The organism is Chromatiales bacterium 21-64-14, assembly GCA_002255365.1.
Classification (GTDB): Bacteria; Pseudomonadota; Gammaproteobacteria; order 21-64-14; family 21-64-14; genus 21-64-14.
On the sequence record NCBI01000002.1, the window covers coordinates 72030 to 91361 of the forward strand.

Annotated in this window: 17 protein-coding genes; 9 read left to right on the forward strand and 8 right to left on the reverse strand. The window is 64.7% G+C overall.

Annotation, left to right across the window (positions count from 1 at the left end; genetic code table 11):
- The first annotated feature begins 9 nt into the window (after positions 1-9).
- The 4 genes from B7Z66_02495 (at position 10) to B7Z66_02510 (ending at position 2757) form a co-directional block, all read left to right on the forward strand.
- The gene (locus tag B7Z66_02495; GenBank protein ID OYV77876.1) at positions 10-516 is read left to right on the forward strand and encodes a 5-(carboxyamino)imidazole ribonucleotide mutase; all 507 of its coding nucleotides are present in this window, start codon (positions 10-12) and stop codon (positions 514-516) included.
- A 162-nt stretch (positions 517-678) separates the two neighbouring features.
- Positions 679-1053: a hypothetical protein gene (locus tag B7Z66_02500; GenBank protein OYV77877.1), complete on the forward strand. Its 375-nt coding sequence runs from the start codon at positions 679-681 to the stop codon at positions 1051-1053.
- Between the two features lie 42 nt (positions 1054-1095).
- Positions 1096-1653 carry a threonylcarbamoyl-AMP synthase gene (locus tag B7Z66_02505; protein OYV77878.1) on the forward strand — a complete coding sequence of 186 codons (558 nt, stop codon included), beginning with the start codon at positions 1096-1098 and terminating at the stop codon, positions 1651-1653.
- 195 nt (positions 1654-1848) lie between these two features.
- The gene (locus B7Z66_02510; protein OYV77879.1) at positions 1849-2757 is read left to right on the forward strand and encodes a coproporphyrinogen III oxidase; all 909 of its coding nucleotides are present in this window, start codon (positions 1849-1851) and stop codon (positions 2755-2757) included.
- Positions 2758-3285: 528 nt separating this feature from the next.
- On the opposite strand, the gene B7Z66_02515 is transcribed toward B7Z66_02510, so the two are convergent.
- The 4 genes from B7Z66_02515 to B7Z66_02530 form a co-directional block, all read right to left on the reverse strand.
- The gene (locus tag B7Z66_02515; GenBank protein OYV77880.1) at positions 3286-5877 is read right to left on the reverse strand and encodes a hypothetical protein; all 2592 of its coding nucleotides are present in this window, start codon (positions 5875-5877) and stop codon (positions 3286-3288) included.
- Between the two features lie 133 nt (positions 5878-6010).
- Positions 6011-6796 (reverse strand): hypothetical protein, encoded by a 786-nt coding sequence (locus tag B7Z66_02520; GenBank protein OYV77881.1) that lies wholly within the window; start codon positions 6794-6796, stop codon positions 6011-6013.
- 476 nt (positions 6797-7272) lie between these two features.
- Entirely contained in the window at positions 7273-7665 is a 393-nt protein-coding gene (locus tag B7Z66_02525; protein OYV77882.1) for an ABC transporter ATP-binding protein, read from the reverse strand.
- 77 nt (positions 7666-7742) lie between these two features.
- The gene (locus B7Z66_02530) at positions 7743-8321 is read right to left on the reverse strand and encodes a hypothetical protein (GenBank protein ID OYV77883.1); all 579 of its coding nucleotides are present in this window, start codon (positions 8319-8321) and stop codon (positions 7743-7745) included.
- Positions 8322-8439: 118 nt separating this feature from the next.
- Between B7Z66_02530 and B7Z66_02535 the strand changes: the two genes are divergently transcribed.
- Positions 8440-9453 carry a delta-aminolevulinic acid dehydratase gene (locus B7Z66_02535; protein ID OYV77884.1) on the forward strand — a complete coding sequence of 338 codons (1014 nt, stop codon included), beginning with the start codon at positions 8440-8442 and terminating at the stop codon, positions 9451-9453.
- A gap of 9 nt (positions 9454-9462) precedes the next feature.
- Entirely contained in the window at positions 9463-10311 is an 849-nt protein-coding gene (locus tag B7Z66_02540) for a shikimate dehydrogenase (GenBank protein ID OYV77885.1), read from the forward strand.
- 10 nt (positions 10312-10321) lie between these two features.
- Here the strand turns inward: B7Z66_02540 and B7Z66_02545 are convergent, their stop codons facing one another.
- Genes B7Z66_02545 through B7Z66_02555 form a run of 3 tightly spaced genes read right to left on the reverse strand, consistent with a single transcriptional unit; the run spans position 10322 to position 13266 of the window.
- Positions 10322-11248: a hypothetical protein gene (locus B7Z66_02545; protein OYV77886.1), complete on the reverse strand. Its 927-nt coding sequence runs from the start codon at positions 11246-11248 to the stop codon at positions 10322-10324.
- Positions 11249-12112 (reverse strand): glycine/betaine ABC transporter, encoded by an 864-nt coding sequence (locus B7Z66_02550; GenBank protein ID OYV77887.1) that lies wholly within the window; start codon positions 12110-12112, stop codon positions 11249-11251.
- Entirely contained in the window at positions 12109-13266 is a 1158-nt protein-coding gene (locus B7Z66_02555) for a hypothetical protein (protein ID OYV77888.1), read from the reverse strand. The genes B7Z66_02550 and B7Z66_02555 overlap by 4 nt, the downstream gene beginning before the upstream one ends.
- 737 nt (positions 13267-14003) lie before the next feature.
- Here B7Z66_02555 and B7Z66_02560 point away from each other — a divergent pair.
- The gene (locus B7Z66_02560) at positions 14004-14825 is read left to right on the forward strand and encodes an SAM-dependent methyltransferase (GenBank protein OYV77889.1); all 822 of its coding nucleotides are present in this window, start codon (positions 14004-14006) and stop codon (positions 14823-14825) included.
- Complete coding sequence (locus B7Z66_02565; GenBank protein OYV77890.1) at positions 14822-15664, forward strand: SAM-dependent methyltransferase; 843 nt, start codon at positions 14822-14824, stop codon at positions 15662-15664. The genes B7Z66_02560 and B7Z66_02565 overlap by 4 nt, the downstream gene beginning before the upstream one ends.
- 66 nt (positions 15665-15730) lie before the next feature.
- On the opposite strand, the gene B7Z66_02570 is transcribed toward B7Z66_02565, so the two are convergent.
- The gene (locus B7Z66_02570; GenBank protein ID OYV77891.1) at positions 15731-17086 is read right to left on the reverse strand and encodes a glutathione-disulfide reductase; all 1356 of its coding nucleotides are present in this window, start codon (positions 17084-17086) and stop codon (positions 15731-15733) included.
- A gap of 115 nt (positions 17087-17201) precedes the next feature.
- Here B7Z66_02570 and B7Z66_02575 point away from each other — a divergent pair, with 115 nt between their 5' ends.
- Positions 17202-19265, forward strand: a complete 2064-nt coding sequence (locus B7Z66_02575; GenBank protein OYV77953.1) for an oligopeptidase A — start codon at positions 17202-17204, stop codon at positions 19263-19265.
- Positions 19266-19332: the final 67 nt, after the last annotated feature.

The window sequence follows — 19332 nt, forward strand, 5'->3', positions numbered from 1 at the left end:
GGAAGATCCATGGCCAAACCTTTCGTAGCCGTTCTGATGGGTTCCAGCTCCGATCTACCAACGATGGAGGAGACGCTCAGCGTGCTGAACGCCTTGCGTATCCCCTTCGAGGTAAAGATCACCTCTGCCCACCGGACACCGGACGCCACTCACGAATACGTACAGGACGCGGATCAACGGGGCTGCGCGGTGTTCATTGCGGCAGCCGGCATGGCCGCCCACCTGGCCGGTACGGTCGCCGGGCTCACCACCCGGCCGGTGGTTGGTGTGCCCTTGAGTTCCGGCCCGCTGCAGGGCGTGGACGCGCTGCTCTCCACTGTCCAGATGCCGGGCGGCATCCCCGTGGCCTGCGTAGCTGTGGGCAAGGCCGGGGCGCGCAACGCGGGTTATCTGGCAGCCCAGATCCTGGCGATTTCGGACCCGGAGCTGACGGTCCGACTACGGGACGACCGGCAGGCCAATGCCGAGAAGGTGCGTGATACCGACCGTCAGCTCCAGGAACGTTACCACTCCTAGGAAATCCGGTCCGAATGATCCGTGGGTACCGAGACGCACGCCGGACTCCCTGTAAGGTCTCCCTTGGGACCTGCGACTAAGCAAGTAGGCGTCCGCTCGTAGCGGATGCGCTTTAGGGCCGGCATCGGCGACCGTCGAACGGGATTGACCGGGAGGTGCAAGGTGGACCATACGGTACAGCTGTTCGACCGGCCGGTACGACTCGTGTTGACCCCGTCTGCGGAGCGTGCGGCCACGGAGCGCGCCGCGCCTCTGATCGCAGAAATGGAACTACTGTTCAGTTGCATGGTGGCCAAACGGTTCCACTTCCACGAGGCGGAGCCGGACGCGGCCGCTGTGGCGGTTTCCCCGATGCTGCATCTGGCGTTCCGCGCCACCGTCGCCAGCACCTGCGACGTGGGAGAAGGCAAGCCGTTGCGCCACGACTCCACTCCACTACCGGATCCACGTCCTTATGTACCGAAGTGGTGCCGCATCGACTGGGCGAATGGGTCGTGGCATGGCGAGTTCGGCTACGATCCAGCCGATCAGCGCTAACGGCGCACCCGGACCCGCCCATACCCTCGACCCTACCCCTCCATGAATCCTTGGCAACTGCGTGAGGCGGTCCGAACGCTCCGTAACGGTGGCGTGATCGCCTATCCTACGGAGGCCGTCTATGGCCTGGGTTGCGCCCCCCAGGACGCGGTGGCGGTCCAGCGGGTGTTGGCGCTGAAGGCGCGGCCCATGGCCAAGGGACTGATCCTGATCGCCAGTGACTTCGCCCAGTTGGAACCATTCCTGCTGCCGCTCGAAGCGCGTCTTTGGCGACGGATACAAGACACTTGGCCTGGGCCCGTGACTTGGCTGCTGCCCGCCCGTCCCGAGGTCCCGGACTATCTGCGTGGTGCCCACGATACCCTGGCGGTCCGGGTCACCGCCCATCCCGTGGCAGCGGCGCTATGCCGAGCGTCCCGCCACGCGTTGGTCTCCACCAGCGCCAACCGCAGCGGCCAACCCCCCGCCCGCAGCGCGCTAGGGGTGCGGCGGCGCTTCGGCCACGACGTTAACCGTGTCGTTCCGGGGCCGCTCGGCGGCCGGCCCCGGCCCACGGAGATCCGCGACGGGCGTACCGGGCACACGCTGCGTAGTGGCTAGACGCGGGTCACACAGCGGTTCGTAGCGCGGCCCGAGGGAAGAACGGGGCCAATTGCGGTCGCGATTGAGCAAAGCCCGTCGGAAAGATTACCCGGTACACCGCTTTCGCAGTAGCACAAACCGCCGTCCAACAGGCGCTTTGGGTCGGGCTGAACGTTGCGCTGGCCAGTACGGCCATGCTTAGATGTCTCGGCCATGACCCCAGAGAACACCGGTTCCGTAGAACACTACCTCTTGGACCTTCAGCAGCGCATCTGCACGGCCCTGGAGGCGGAAGACGGCAGCGGACGGTTCCGCGAAGACCGCTGGGAACGGGCGCAGGGCGGGGGTGGACGCAGCCGGATCCTGCAGGAGGGCAGTGTCTTCGAGCAGGTGGGCATCAACTACTCCCATGTGCATGGAGAGGCCCTGCCCGCGGCCGCCAGTGCGCGGCGCCCGGAGTTGGCGGGCCACGGATTCCGCGCGCTGGGGGTCTCCGTGGTGGCCCACCCGCGCAACCCCTACGCGCCCACTGCCCACGCCAACATACGGTATTTTGTCACTCACAGCCCGCACGCCCCGCCGGTCTGGTGGTTCGGGGGCGGGTTCGACCTGACACCCTACTACCCGGATCAGGCCGACTGCATCCACTGGCATCGCACGGCGCGGGATGCCTGCGCTCCCTTTGGCGATGACGTCTACCCACGATTCAAGCAATGGTGCGACGAGTATTTCTATATCACACATCGCGCGGAACCCCGCGGGATCGGTGGACTGTTCTTCGACGACCTGAACGACTGGCCGTTCGCGCGGTGTTTCGAGTTCGCGCGGCGCGTAGGGGACACGTTTCTCTCCGCCTATCTGCCCATCGTGCAACGGCGCAAGGCACAACCGTACGGGGAACGGGAACGGGAATTCCAATTGTACCGGCGCGGCCGGTACGTGGAATTCAACCTGGTGTACGACCGCGGCACGCTGTTCGGGCTACAGTCCGGCGGGCGTGCGGAGTCCATACTCATGTCGCTTCCACCACGGGTGCGCTGGCAGTATCAATGGACCCCGGATCCGGGCTCACCGGAGGCCCAACTCTACGAGGAATTTCTCAAACCCCGTGACTGGATCTGACCGGGGTTGCGGCGTTATGCAGGGGCAGGGGCGCGGCGCTTTCGCAAAAAAAACCCTGCCAATCGGCAGGGCAAGCGCAGTTAGCGCAGGAGGAGTAAACCGAAACTTTCACCACCCCGAGAATACGGTGGGCCAAACTGCGTGCAGGACCCCGAGCCTTTAAACGCGAACTCCTACGGATTGGGGCTGTGCGGCGTCTCAGGATCCCCGCCTTGCGGGCGGATATTCACAACGACACCAACAACGCACCCCGGCTCTCAGTCCCTTTGATTAAAGATCGTGGTAGCTGCACGCAGGGGGCATCGCCCCTGGCCCACAAGCATCCTGTGCTTCCGTTATCGGCGGGGTTCTGCCGTCCTTGAGCGCTGGCGGAACCCGTACCGAAAATCCATCCTTGTAATCCGAGAGTTGCAAGGGCAATGCCAACTTCGGTTCCGATCGCCATAAAATCATGTATAACATTGAATAATAAATGAATAATGATTTGCCCGCCGGCTCATGGGCACAGCTACCACGGACCGGGGCGCGCTAGGTTCGACGGCGGCTTGACGTTAAAATCTCGGCGCCCGCCGGGTTCCCGGCGCCCACGGCGATCTCCAGCGAGGATAGGGGTCGGCATAGATAGTCCCCCTGGACATAGTCAACGCCACACTCTTTCAACAATCGCAAAATGGCGGCACTCTCCACGTACTCGGCGACGGTACGCCGGCCCAGGGAATGGGCGATATCGTTCATGGACACCACCATGGCCCGGTCGATGGGATCGTGCGCCATATCCTGTACGAAGGATCCATCGATCTTGATGATATCCACCGGCAGGTGCTTGAGGTGGGAGAAGGAGCTGAACCCGGACCCGAAATCGTCCAGGGCAAACCGGCAACCGAGATTCCTGAGCTCCATGATGAATCGGCGTGCGCCTTCCAGGTTGTGGATCGCGGACGTCTCGGTAATCTCGAAGACTAGGCAACCGGGATCCAGTCGAAGATCCTCCAGCATCCCCTTGATATAGGGCAGAACGAACTTGTCGTCCAGGATGCTCCCGGAGAGGTTGATCGAGAGCACGACGCGCCGATCGTGCGCCTGCCAGCGCACGAGTTCCTCCAGCGCGCGGGTCATGACCCATACGTCGATCTCGTGCATGAAATTGAACCGCTCGGCCGTCGGAAGGAAGGCATGCGGAGAAATCAGCACGCCATCCGGGCCCTTCAGCCGGACCAGGACCTCCAGATAGATCGGATCGATTCGTCTGCGGCCGGCCAGTGCGCGCCAAAGCTGGTCGGGCTCGTCAGGCAGACCGCTCACCCCGATTACATCCATCGGGACAATGGGTTGGTAGTGCAAGACGAACTGGTCGTTCTGGAGCGCGTCCCGCAACCGGGTATTCCAACCCAACTCCAGGTCCATCGTGTTCTTGGTGTCCTGCTCACCCTCGAAGACATGGGTCTGGTTACGCCCAGTCTGTTTCGCGATGTGACAGGCTATATCGGCATTTGCCAGCACGTCGCCCGGCGACTGGCTGTCCCGGTCGATCAGCGCAACGCCGATACTCGCGTCGATGCGGTACTGCTTCCCCCCGTAGCTGAAGGTGTACTGATTAAGGAGCGACCGGAATTTATCGGCCGCCGTGTAGACGCTGCCCGGATCGACATTACGGAGGATCACGGCGAATTCATCGCCCCCCAGGCGCGCGAGGAAATCCGATTCCCGCAGCGGGCCGCGGAGCTGGTGGGCGACCTCGATCAGCAACCGGTCGCCCGCCGTGTGGCCGGCGGTATCGTTGATGTACTTGAAGCGATCCAGATCGATGTACAACAAGGCGCTGCACTCCGAACTGCGCCTCAGCCGGGCGACTTCCTGTTCGAGCTGCTCCTCAAAATAGCGGCGATTGAGCAATTCAGTGAGCGGGTCGTGGGTCGCCTGCCAACGCAGCCGCTCCTCGAGTGTCTTGCGCTCGGATATGTCCCGAAATGCCACGACCGAACCTTCGCGCCGATCCTGTATCGTCAGCGGGTATACGGTACATTCGACCGGTATCGGCTTCCCGGATCGATGCCAGAACACCGTCTCCCAGGACCGGATCTCGCTCCCTCCCTCGTAGGCACGGCGCAGAAAACAGGTTCGCGGTTCAATCGGCATCCCTCGCTCATCGGCATAATGGAACAGGGACTGGGGCTCTTTTCCCTCCAATTGATCCTCATCCCGGTAGCCCAGGATCTGGCGCGCGGCGGGGTTTATAAACGTGATCGAGCCGGACGGATCGACCCCATAGACGCCCTCGCCGACCGAACTCAAGATCCCCGCGAGACGTTGACGCTCCGCTTCGATCGACTGCTGTACCCGGATCGTGCGTTCCATGGCGGCGACCCGCGCCAGGAACAGCTCGTTGGCCTCACTCTTGAACATGCAGTCCACAGCGCCCGCGTCCAGACAGTCCTTGATCACCTGATCCAGATAGGTACTGGTAATAATGGCACTCATGATATGGTGGGTTTGCGGATGTTCCCGCAGCTTGCGACAAAGCACATCGCCGGTGGCTTCCGGCATGAAATAATCAATGATGGCAATATCGAAAGAGCTCTGGAGCGCCAGCTCCATTCCCTCAGCGACACTGCAGGCGGTCTCGGTACGGTAGCCCTTACCGCGCAGCAGGCGCCGGAACAAGCCACGCACGCTGGGTGAATCATCCACAAACAGGATGCGGATAGCCTTCTCCGCACATTGATCCGTGGCAACCGACGGGACGGGCGGGGTCAGGAGCTTGGAGAGTGAAACGCCGGCCTCACCGTAGTTGTCCCACAGCACCAGGGCGGTTCCGGGACGGTTGGCCGCCCATTCGCGCAACGCCGTACCGGTTTCATGCGCCAGGACCAGAACCGCGATCGCCCTACCGTCGGGGTCCTCCAGGAGCGACAGGAACTCGTCGGCCTGGGGGTCGGTATGGGTGGGCCAGCCCACCACGATCCCGGAATAGTCGGTTCCGTCCCGTCGATGACGACGCAGCCTGTCCAACCCTGCGTCATAGGCCCCCACATGATCGACCTGGTAGCCTTGGTCGCACAGATGCTTGCCCAACGCGTGGCGCAGGGTAGCGGATCGCTCGATAACCAGGATGCGTTGCAAGCCGGTAAGGTCCCTGGGCCGCTGGAAGCACGGGAAGCTGGGTTCCTACCTTAGCGGCAGCAAGGGCTTCACCTTGAATCGGTTTGTAGCCCGGCGTGGTGAAAAAATTATATTAGGAATCGCGGGTTGTGGGTTAGCGGAGGCGGTCGGCCGACGCCGGCCGGACCGCAAGGCCCCGCCGATTCTGGCGACTTTGACGACTCTGGCGCACCAGCACCAACAGGCACAGCAGCGCTACTCCGACCAGCAATACCGCCACCGGAAACGGTGGCGGAACCACCTGCCATCGGGTGACGAACCGAACGGTGCCCCCGGCGCCAAGTTGGAAGCGCAGGCGCAGGCCAGCGGTGCGCTGCGCCGGTCCGTTACCGGGATACGCATTGCGTCCCCCGAAGGATCGGTCCGGCAACACAAGGGTCCCGGCCCCGGTCAATACGTAGGGGGGACTGAACAGTGTCGCGACGGGAACCCCGTTCAGCATGGCAGTGAAAATCGGGCTGCGGTCCACCGAGGTGAGCAACGGATCACGCCCCGGGCCCGAAACTGTTCCAGACAATCGACCGACAATCTGCGCGGGGGGCCGCACGTCCTCGGGTACCGGCACCGAAAATGTCGCACGGTACTCCTTCGGACCGGAAGTATCGTTTCCCAGAGTGAACATCAGATGCAGACCCAGATCCCGGGCCATCGTCAATTCACCGGAGGAATCGCAACACCCGGGGCCGTGGGTCGTCCAGCGGTAGGTGTAGCCACCATCCGCGCCGCGCACCGCATCCAGCTGCTGCCGAACGGCGGGCGCGTGTCCCATCTGCAGGACCATCTGTACTGGCCCTGGCACCGCACCCCACGCCCATGTGGACAACACAGACGCCGCCACCAGGACACCGCGCGTCAGCATCCGCCGCGTGCGTAGGCCCATGGCTCCCTCCTCTGGTGCGCGATACGCGTCGTTGTTATGCGCCCGCCGCTTCCGCGGGATCCGGCTCATGACACGGCCGGGCAAATTCAATTTTTATGGAAAGCAAAATTCAGGCCACGATTACCAAGTCGCTCTTTATCCGGCCGAAATCCATGCCACCTACCACGCACGGTGGACCGTGGGAACCATGGATGTAAAAAAAACCGACGCCCATTCAAGGACGTTATGCCTGCGTCCAGTGGCATCGCGCCGCAAGCCGTTGGTCTTTCAACCGTTGCTCAATGGCTTATCGTCAGTGGCACGAGGCCCTAGGCGTAAGAAATTCCGACAACGGCGGTCGCCATCGCGGAGCGCTCTGGATCTCGACCATACCTGGATTGAGACGTGCGTCGCGCGGGTTTCATTCCGCAGCACACCGGAACTCCGACCATGGAGAGGGTGTGCACGGGGACGACTGTCAATGGATACGGGCGGGATCAGAGGGCATTCAGTACCCGGTCTAGACGCTGGCGGACCTCAACCGCGAGTGCGCTGATCTCCGGGCGCTGCACCAGATCCAGCACCGCATTCGGATTCATGAACTCCACGACGCACCGGCCCGACCCGGTCTCACGGACTACCACATTACATGGCAATAACAATCCGATGGAGGGCTCGGCCTCCAGCGCACGACTCGCCAGGGCCGGATTGCAGGCGCCGAGGATCGTATAGGGAGGGATCTCCTTGCCCAGCTTTTCCTTGAGCGCTTGAGCCACGTCGATTTCAGTGAGTACCCCGAAGCCCTCGGTCTTGAGTGCCTCAGTCACCCGCGCTACCGCGTCGGGGAAGGACGCGTCGACGGTCTTGCCGATTCCATAGGGTTCGTTCATATCCGGTCTCCTTGCTCCGTGTCCCCCCGGTCCCGCGGGGGTGAAATCGATAACCCGCAGCCGCGACCAGGCTGCAATCATCCAGCCGTGGCACTTCGGGATGCGCCGCGCTGGGGACGCTGCGCAACAGACCCCGCCAAACGGCGGATTACAGCCGCCTCCAGCATAAGCGTAGCGAGGTCCTGGGCCGGTGCGGGGACCGGGCCAAGGACCAAGTGGCTGAGGCGCTCATGGCGGTTCAGTACGCGGAAATACTCTGTCGCCGTCAGCCACGGCACCAGCGCATGAAAGCCCGCATCCAGATGTTCCGACGCGCCCCGCAGCTTGCGGCTCATTTGCAATTGCCCGTACACCAGGACACCCAAGGCCTGTTCACGGCCGTCGCGGGCCGCGGTCGGCAGATTGCGCCGATCCGCCTCCACCGAGCGGCCCAGCCAGAACCGGGCCACCAACCGCCAGAGCAGCCATGCGAACGTGAGCCGCGGCCCGGCGCGCACGTGATGCAGGCGCGCATGAATCGCGGCCTGGAGCGCGCAGGCCTCATCGGTATTGAGCGGCCGCGCGTACCAAGCGGCGAGCGGCAATGCCTCGGAATCCAGAACCGGGCTCCGGATCTCGTGGTTCGGTCCGTGGCGGATGTCATCAAGTACCGGCATAGCCCTGCGCTCGGTGTGGTCGTTGATTGGAAATGATATCATCCCTACCATCCAAGCGTCGCCCGGCGGGCGGCAGAACGCGGTTCGCGAGCGGGTAGGACAGCCAGGGCGCGGTAATATGAGCAACGATACCGGACGAGGCGGCTACCCCAGGATTCGTATGCGGCGCATGCGCCGCGACGAATTTTCCCGGCGCCTGATGCGGGAGACCCGGCTCGTCGCCGGCGATCTGATCTACCCCGTGTTTGTGCTAGACGGCGGACCCGCGCGCGCGCCGGTCCCCTCGATGCCCGGCATCGAGCGGGTCAGTATTGAGGAACTGCTGAAGGACGCCGCGCAGGCGGCGCGTCTCGGGATACCGGCGCTCGCCTTGTTTCCAGTGACACCGAACGAATCCAAATCCGACGACGCCCACGAGGCGTATAACCCGAATGGCCTGATGCAGCGGGCGGTGCGCGCCCTCAAAGAGGCGTTTCCCGCACTGGGCGTCATTACCGACGTGGCCCTGGATCCCTACACGCGGCATGGTCAGGACGGGCTCCTGGACAACAACGGGTATGTCTCCAACGACGAGACCGTCGAGGTCCTGGTAAAACAGGCCCTATCCCATGCCGCGGCCGGAGCGGACGTGGTGGCGCCGTCGGACATGATGGACGGACGTATCGGCGCCATCCGCGACGCCCTGGAGGCGGCGGGCCATCGCAACGTGCGCATTCTCGCTTACTCGGCCAAGTACGCATCCGCTTTCTACGGGCCGTTTCGGGACGCGGTGGGCTCCGCCGCGTCGCTCGCAGGAGGTGACAAATGCAGCTATCAGATGGATATCGCTAACAGCGACGAGGCGCTCCGGGAAGCCTCCCTCGATCTCGACGAGGGGGCGGACATGCTGATGGTCAAGCCTGGTCTGCCTTATCTGGATATCGTACGCCGGCTCAAAGACGCGTTCGGCGCTCCAACGTTCGTCTACCAAGTAAGCGGTGAGTACGCCATGCTGATGGCGGCGGCGCGCAACGGATGGCTCGATGAACGAGCCTGTGCGCTCGAGTCCCTCACTGCCATCAAGCGCGCGGGGGCTGACGGGATACTCACGTATTTCGCCTTGCGCGCCGCGCAGTGGTTGCGCGAGGCCTGAAGCGCCGGCATGCCCGCTGGCACCGCGCATACCCCGCCCGACCGCTACGCCGTGTTCGGTAATCCGGTGGCCCACAGCTGTTCTCCCTGGATACACGGGCGCTTCGCTGAACAGACCGGTGAGCAGGTCCACTACGAGGCCATACTCGCGGCCCATGACGGGTTCGCGCTGGCGATCACCGCGTTCCATGATGCGGGGGGGAAAGGCGCGAACGTCACCCTTCCGTTCAAGGAACTGGCGTGGGAGTTGGCGGGGGAACGCAGCGAACGCGCGGAGCAGGCGCGCGCCGTCAATACACTGGTCCTACGACCCGATGGCACGCGCTACGGGGACAACACCGACGGCGTGGGACTGGTCCGCGACCTGGTGACCAATCACGGCGTGGACCTCCGCAACGCCGCGATCCTGCTCCTGGGTGCCGGCGGCGCCGCGCGCGGTATCGTGGCCCCCCTGCTCGAACAGCGTCCGGCGCGGCTGGTGATCGCAAATCGCACCCCGGAGCGCGCGCGTCAGCTGGCCGAGGGGGCGCGCGCACTGGGACCGGTCACTGCGTGCGGGTATGACGCACTGGGTAACGAACGGTTCACCTTGATCATCAATGCAACCTCAGCGGGAATCCAGGGTGCGCGGCCATCGCTGCCGGACGCGCTGCCGGTGGCCGACGCAGTGTGCTATGACCTGATGTACGGCGCGGCGCCGACCCCGTTCCTGCGCTGGGCGGCGGGAAAAGGCGCGCGGCTGACGATGGACGGCATCGGCATGCTGGTGGAGCAGGCCGCCGAATCCTTCGCGCTGTGGCGCTCGGTGCGCCCGGACACGGCGCCCGTGATCGCCGCGCTGCGTCAGCAGCGCGGCTGATCCGCGGCGCTTAGGGCGAGCGCCCTGAACCTGGGGCCCCGGACTGCATGTGCGCCGACGCGGGAACCCAATCCGCAACCTCGCGGGGGTGGCGCTGCAGCCACTTGCGGGCTGCGGCGGCGGGGCTCATGCCCTTGCGCACCATCATCATCACCTGGTTCATCTGCCCGGGCGTCCAGACGAAGCGCTTGAGGAATCGGACCACCGGCATGGCCTTATCCGGCAGCTGCGTGCTGATGATCGTGTTGATGTGTCCGCCGCGCCCATAGACCCCCTTCGGATCGCGCAGGTACTTGAGCTTCCAGCGCGCCCACATCCAATGGGGCGTCCAACCCGTGATCACGATCCAGCGGTGGTGACGTTCGGCGCGTGCAAGCATCGCGGCCATCGCGGCTCCCGAACTCTGCACCAGGGTATAGTCGAGACCGTAGGCCTTGATCGCCGCCTGCGTTTTCATCATGATCCCGGCGCCCGGGTCGATGCCGATGATGCGCCCGCGCAGCCGGTTCTTCACGGTGTTGAGCTGGTCGATCCGGTCGATGCCGACATAGTCGGGCACCACGAGCCCGATCCGCGTCCCATACAGGTTAGGCCCGAGATTGATTACTTTCGTCCACAGCTTGGCGTAATAGGCCTGATGGGTGGTAGGCAGCCAGGCGGACACGGAGAGATCAAGGTCCCCCTGCGCGACACCCTGCCACATGGGTCCCGGGTCCAGCGATACCAGCTGAACGGGATAACCCAACCGCTCGCGTATGACGGCGGCGACGAGGTTTGCGGAAGCCACGTTGGAAGACCAGCTCTGCACGTAGCCGATCCGGATCGTGGGGCGCTCCGCCGCCCACGCGCGCGTACCCGGCAGACCCGGCCATGGACCCAAGAGCCCCAGCAACGCCGCGGGTAACATCAGACGCGCAATCCAATTCCGGTGCCGCATCTACCGCCTCCGTCGTTTCCGAACTCCGATACCCTGGGTGATACGATCCAGGACGATCGCCAATATCACCACCGCAAGTCCGGCCTCGAAGCCCGAACCGACCTGCAGCCGGGTGATCCCTTCCAGGACCTCCTTGCCGAGTCCGCCCGACCCGATCATCGCGGCGATCACGACCATGGACAGTCCAAGCATGATCGACTGGTTGACGCCCGCCATGATACTGGGCAGCGCCACGGGCAACTGGACCTTGGCCAAGGTCTGCAACCAGGTGGCGCCGAAGGCCTCCGATGCTTCCACCAGATCCGCGGGCACCTGCCGGATACCGAGGTTGGTCAGACGGATCAACGGCGGGATGGAGAAAATGAACGTGGAGATCACACCCGGCACCAAACCAAGTCCGAACAGCATCACCGCCGGAATCAGGTAGACAAAGGCGGGCATGGTCTGCATGAGATCGAGCATCGGACGCAGTCCGCGATCGACAAGATCGCTCCGGGCCGCCAGGATCCCCAGCGGCAGGCCCACGACAAGCACCAGCACTTCGGCCGAAACCACCAGACCCAAGGTCGTCACGGTGGAATGCCAAAGGCCCATGTTATGCGCCAAAAGGAGCCCCCCAATGGCGAACAGCCCGGCACGCAGGCCGGCCGACCAGCCCGCGAGCAGCCCGAGCAGGCCTATCATCAGCGGCGCGGGAACGGCGAGCAAGGCGCCCTGCAGCGCCGCGATCATGGCGTAAAGCGCGGCGCTGAAATGCTGAAACGGCGCGTCGTAATGATCGAGCAGAAAGTTGACTGCGTGCTCGGCCCAGGAACCTACCGGAACACTGAACGGCAGCAATGCCTGCGTCGGCCCGGCGCTCATGCCACACCGTCGGCACGTCTCACCGCCTCCCCCATGGGGGGCTGGGGCTGGCCCGCCAGGACCGCCATAATCGAGTGATCGAAGATCACACCCCGGACGCATTGATCCGGCCCCACCACCGCGATGGGGCAGCCACCTTGTGCGGCGATGCGCAGCACGGCCGCCAGCGGCGTGTCGGACGGGACCGCATGGGCCGCGCGCAGCATGCCGCGATCCAGACGCCGTACGCCGCCCGCCACCAACGAGGAGAGCCGCTCCCTCCCCAGCGCACCGCAGAGCCGGTCGTTTTCGTCCACCACGCACACGCCGGGCAGATCATCACGCCGGAGTCGTTCGAGCACTGCGGCGGGGTCGTCCCCGGTGCGGACCGCGCCACCGCGCTCGCGCATTACCGCCCCGGCCGTCAGGGCCCGGGTCCGATCCACCCGCTGCACGAAGGCCGCGACGTAGTCGTCCACCGGGCGGGCCACGATCTCCTCGGGTCTGCCGGCCTGCACCACGGCGCCATCGCGCATGATCGCGATCCAGTCGCCCAGCTTCAGGGCCTCATCCGGGTCGTGGGTGACGAAAACGACGGTCTTGCGCATGCGTGCCTGCAGGGCCAGCAGCTCATTCTGCAATTCCGCCCGGATGAGTGGATCCAGCGCACTGAAAGCCTCGTCCATCAGCAGGATCTCGGGCGAAACCGCAAGCGCGCGCGCGAGACCGACCCGTTGCTGCATGCCGCCGGACAGCTCGTCAGGATAGCGCTCCTCCCAGCCTTGCAGCCCGACGAGGCTGATGGCCTCCATCGCCTTCACTCGCCGCTGCTCCCTCGGCAGGCGCTGTATCTCGAGTCCGAATTCGACGTTTGCGCGCACCGTACGGTGGGGTAACAGCGCGAAACGCTGGAATACCATGCCGAATTGGCGGCGCCGGAAGCTCACGAGCGCGCGCCGCCCCAGCGTTGCCAAATTCGCGCCAGCGACCATGACCGTCCCCGCAGTGGGACGATGCAGACCATTCAACAGTCGCAACAGGGTTGATTTTCCGCTGCCGGAAAGCCCCATGATCACGGAGACCTCGCCGGCCGGGAACCGCAACGAGACGTCCTGTACGCCGACCACCAGTCCCAGCTCGTGGCGTATCGTCTCCCGGTCCGCGCCTTCCCGCATGCGCACGAGTGCCCGTCGCGGGCGCGGGCCAAACACCTTTGAAACGCCTTCTACGACGATTTCGCTCGCGTGGCGCACGAAGTTTCACCGGATGGGAGCAGGGCGGGAGGAATGGCCCCACTATAGTGACCGGCACCAGCAGCCGCAACCCGCGGTCCGCCGGCAGCGGCCGGCGCGCGTACCGAAGCGGTACGTCGGATCACACCGTTGTGCCCTGGCCGCGCCGGCGCTGATTGCTGGCGGTGAACACATTGCTGGCGGTGAACACGCCGATTCGCGGGATACGCGCTTGATTCGCCGTGATGGCGTCGCCGATGGTCCCACGTCACGCGGTAAACTTGCCTCGTCCGGCGTGATCGGTTACGGTAAACGGGCTCGAAAAGCGGCGTATTTGCCGTGGGCCGCGCCTGTTGGGCCCCTGGAGGCCGTTCAGCCGACTGCACCGCACCAGGTCACCGGGCTACCAATCCCGTGACCCGCCTAGAACACGGAAACTGTCGTACGCGCACGGGCCGCCCTGGCGGCTCGCCCCTGGCACCAGTGACGACATCGCCGGTCAGCGGCGCGGTCACGGATCCCACGTCCCCGGCACATTGCCGCCGCGGAATCCGGCATCGTGTCCATCGGCCACGGCCGGCCCGAAACTCACTGCATCCCGGCTGCGCCGGCCGCGCATGGGTTCCGGCCGGCCCAATCGCATTGACACGCCAAACACTATGGTATTCCGGAGAGACGTCATGAGCGCACAGGATTTCGGCCAGAACCCGCTGCGGGTCCGCGAAACTGGTCATTACACCGAGGAATACGTGCACAGCTTCGTGCAGAAGTGGGACGATCTGATCGACTGGGACGCGCGCGCGTCCAGCGAGGGCCGGTTCTTCATCGACGTACTCAAGAGCCGCGGTGCCAACAAGATACTCGATGTCGCAACCGGCACCGGCTTCCACTCGCTACGCCTGTTGCGCGCGGGCTTCGAGGTGACCAGCGTGGACGGAAGCCCCGAGATGCTCGTGAAGGCGTTCGAGAACGGGCGCCGCAACGGCCATATCCTGCGTATCGTGAACGCCGACTGGCGTTGGCTCAACCGCGACGTGCACGGCAAATTCGACGCGATCATCTGCCTTGGGAATTCCTTTACACATCTGTTCTCGGAGCGTGACCGGCGCAAGGCGCTGGCGGAATTCTACGCCGCGTTGCGCCACGACGGGGTGCTGATCCTGGATCAACGCAACTACGACGCGATCCTGGACCAGGGCTTTTCCACCAAGCACACCTTCTATTATTGTGGGGAGAACGTGCGCGCCGAGCCCGAACACATCGACGATGGGCTCGCCCGGTTCCGTTATGAATTCCCCGACAAGTCGGTCTTCCATCTCAACATGTTTCCGTTGCGCAAGGCCTACGTGCGCCGGCTCATGCAGGAAGTCGGTTTCCAGGAGGTCAAGACCTACGGGGATTTCCAGGAAACCTACCGGACGGAGGAACCGGACTTCTTCGTCCACGTCGCGTCCAAGCGGTATCAGGGCGAATACGACGAACAGGAGGGAGAGGACTCATGAACGCGTGTACCGATCTCACCGACATCGCCCGGGACTATTATGACAGTGATGACGCGGACGGTTTCTACGCGCGGATATGGGGCGGTGAGGACATACACATCGGCCTCTACCAGGACCCCGAGGAGCCGATCGTCGACGCCAGCCGGCGCACGGTCGAGGCGATGGCGGCCATGGTGCAGGAGCTGGACGCGGATACGCGGGTACTCGACGTGGGCGCCGGCTACGGCGGCGCGGCACGGTGGCTCGTGCGCCAGTACGGGTGCCGCGTGAGCTGCCTGAACCTGAGCGTGCGTCAGAACGAACGTAACCGCCACCTGAACGGTCAGCAGGGTCTGGACGAGCGGATCGAGGTGATAGACGGCGCGTTCGAGGACATCCCTTTGCGGGACGCCAGCGTCGATCTGGTGTGGTCACAGGACGCGATACTGCACAGCGGTCGCAAACAACGCGTGCTGCAGGAAATCCACCGCGTACTGCGCCCCGGGGGGCAGTTTCTGTTTACCGATCCCATGCAGTCGGACGACTGTCCGGGTGGCGTGCTGCAACCGATCCTGGACCGCATCCACCTCGACAGCCTCGGCTCGTTTGCCGGCTACCGGGGCCTGGCCCGGGACATCGGCTTCGAGGAGATCCGGATGGTCGACCAGACCCCGCACCTGGTCAATCACTACCGCCGCGTGAAGGCTGAACTCGAAGCCCACCACGAGGACCTCGCGCGGGAATGTTCCCGCGACTACCTGGAGCGGATGCGCCAGGGCCTGCAGCATTGGGTCGACGGCGGCCGCAAGGGTTACCTGGCGTGGGGTATGCTGCACTTGCGCAAACGCGCTACCGCCTGACCCGCCCGGCGCCGGTGCGCGCACGCAACCACCAGGCCTCCCCCGGGGAGGCCGCGGCACAAGCCCTCAGCGCATGGTCACGAGTTCCTCCGCGCTGGTCGGGTGGATCGCCACCGTGTCGTCGAAATCCGCCTTGGTGGCGCCCATGCGGATCGCCACCGCGAAGCCCTGCAAGATCTCGTCCGCCCCGGGTCCGATAAGATGGCACCCGACGATGCGCTCGTGTGCGCCCACCGTCACCAGTTTCATGCAGGCCTGATGCCGGCCCTCCATCGGTGCGTAATACATCGGCGTAAAACAACTCTGGTAGGTCTTGACCGAGTCACCATGCTCGGCGCGCGCCTGCTCCTCGGTGAGCCCGATGGTTCCGATCGGGGGGTGGCTGAACACCACGGTCGGGATATGCTCGTAGGGAAGGTGGCGCTCGGGTTTTCCGCCGAACAACCGGTCCGCCAGGCGACGGGCGGCGGCGATCGCCACGGGCGTGAGGGCGTGGCGGCCGGTGACGTCGCCCACCGCGTAGACGCCCGGGACATTGGTGTTCTGAAACGCGTCCGTGGGCACGTAACCCTGTTCATCGGCGTGCACGCCGGCCGCGGCCAGATCCAGCCGGCCGGTGTTCGGCCGCCGGCCGATCGCCCAGATCAGCGCATCATAGTCTGCGAGGACTTCCCCACTGACACACTTCAGGTCCAGGCGGCCCTGCGCATTGCGCTGGACGGACTGGGCCTGCGCGCGTGGGATGATATTGACGCCGCTGTCCACCATGGATTCCATGAGCATCTCGCGCAGCATGGCATCGAAACTGCGCAGCAATTGTTCGCGGCGCAACAGCAGCGTGACGTTGCTGCCCAGCGCGTTGAGTATCCCGGCCAGTTCGACCGCGATGTAGCCGGCCCCTACGACCGCGACTCTCTGCGGGAGCCGTGCGAGTTCGAAGAACCCGTCGGAGGTAATGCCATGTTCCGCCCCCGGCAGGGACGGTACGACCGGCGTACCGCCCACCGCGATCACCACATGGTCGGCACTGATCCGTTCGCCGTTCACGTCCACGGTGTGCGGGTCCGCGAAACACGCGGCCCCCGGTATCAGATCGATATCCGAATCGGATAGATAGGTCTTGTACCAGTGGTTGATCCCCCGCACGTAGCGGTCACGCCCGGCCTTCAGCCGCGACCAGTCGCAGGGTTGCGGCGTGACCGCAAAACCATAGGCGCTGGCGTCCTCGATCGTGCGCGCCAGCTCCGCGGCGAACCACATGATCTTCTTGGGCACACAGCCACGGTTCACGCAGGTGCCCCCCAGGGCGTCCGCATCGGCTTCCACGACGGCGCACCGCGCCCCGTGTTGCGCCGCCCGCTGCGCCACCGAGAGCCCGCCGCCGCCGGCGCCGAGCGCCAGCAGGTCATAGTGTCTTCCCATATCAGAAACCCCTTCGTTTGCGGGCCTGTGGCCACCCCGGGCACGGCATGCCCGGACGCCTGCGAGGAATATGGTAGATTATCCGCTCCCGATCAAGTTGCGCACGAGAACTTCCATGACCCAAGGCAGCAGCACCCGCACCGGCAACCCACTGCTCTGCGCCGAAGGCCTGCCGGCCTTCTCCCGGATCCGCCCCGAACACGTGGAACCGGCGGTGGACCAGGTATTGGCGCAGAATCGCGCCCGGCTGGACAGCGTGCTGGCGCAGCCCGGCCCATTCACCTTCGCGAACCTGGTCCAGCCCCTGGAGGCGATGGATGAGGACCTGAGCCGCGCCTGGGCCCCGGTGAGTCATCTCCACGCGGTCCTCGACAGCGAGGCGTTGCGCGCCGCCTATAATGCGTGCCTCGACCGGCTCAGCGAATACGCCACCGAACTGGGGCAAAATCAGGCGCTTTACCGGGCATACCAAACGCTTGCTGGCAGCCCTGAATATGCGCGGCTGCAACCCGCCCAGCGTAAGATCATCGACGACGCGCTGCGTGATTTCCGTCTGTCCGGGATCGGGTTGGATGCACCTGGCCAATCGCGCTATCGGGCGATCCAGCAGGAGCTCGCGCAGCTCACCAGCCGGTTCCAGGAGAACCTGCTGGACGCCACCCACGCCTGGAAGAAAACGGTCTCGGACGAGTCGCTGCTCTCCGGCATGCCTGAATCGGCACGCCAGCTCGCCCGCCAGACGGCCGCGCGCGAGGGGCAGGAGGGCTGGCTGCTGACGTTGGAGTTTCCCTCCTACCACCCCGTCATGACCTATGCCGATCGGCCCGAGCTGCGCCGCGAGATGTATGAGGCCTATACCACCCGCGCCTCGGACCAGGGACCGAACGCAGGACAGTGGGACAACACCAGCACTATGGAACGCATCCTGGCCCTGCGCCACGAACTGGCGACGCTGCTCGGATTCGGAAACTTCGCGGAATATTCGCTCGCCACCAAGATGGCGCGGGACACCAGCGAGGTCATGGGATTTCTGCAAGACCTGGCCAGACGCTCGGTACCCAAGGCCCGCGAGGAATTCGAGGAGCTGTGCGCGTTCGCGCGCGAACGGTTTGATGTCACGGAGCTGCACGCCTGGGATGTGGCCTACTACGCGGAAAAGCTGCGCGAGCATCGCTACGCCATCACGCAGGAGGAACTCAAGCCGTACTTCCCCCAACCCCGGGTCCTGTCCGGGATGTTCGCGGTCGTCGAGCAACTCTACGGGATCCACATCCGCGAGATGAGCGAGGTGGATACCTGGCATCCGGACGTGCGCTTCTATGAAATCCGGGATCGCGCAGGAGCGGTGCGCGGACACTTCTACCTCGACCTCTACGCCCGTCCCCATAAGCGCGGTGGCGCATGGATGGACGAGTGCCTGAACCGCAAGCGCACGGCGGAGGGACTGCAGACACCGGTTGCGCACCTGGTCTGTAATTTTTCACCCCCCATCGGCAATGAACCGGCCCTGTTCACGCACGACGATGTGATTACCCTGTTCCACGAATTCGGTCACGGTCTGCATCACATGCTCACGCAGGTGGACTTTCCCAGCGTTGCCGGCATCAATGGCGTTCCCTGGGACGCGGTGGAGCTTCCCAGCCAGTTCATGGAAAACTGGTGCTGGGAACGCGCGGCACTGGACCTCATCGCCGCTCATTACCGGACCGGGGAGCCCTTGCCTGAGGCCTTGTACGAACGGATGCTCGCCGCGCGCAACTTCCACTCCGCCATGCAGATGGTACGCCAACTGGAGTTTGCGCTGTTCGACTTCCGCATCCACATGGAATACACGCCGGGTCAGGGGGGGCGGATCTACGAGATCCTGCGCCAAGTCCGCGACCAGGTGTCCGTGGTTCCGGCGCCGGGGTTCAGCCGCTTCGCCCACGGGTTCTCACACATCTTCGCGGGCGGCTATGCGGCGGGTTACTACAGCTACAAGTGGGCGGAGGTGCTGTCGGCCGACGCCTTCGCGGCGTTCGAGGAACAGGGTGGACTAAACCCGGATACCGGCCAGCGGTTCCTGGCCACGATCCTGGAGCGCGGTGGCTCCCGCGACCCCATGGAACTGTTCATGGAATTCCGCGGCCGCGCCCCGAGCATCGACGCCCTGTTACGCCACAGCGGCTTGGCGGCGTAGGTCGACGCCCAACCGTTGGCGTGGAATCCGCGCCCCCGGCGGGGTACGCCGCGGGCGCAACGGCCGA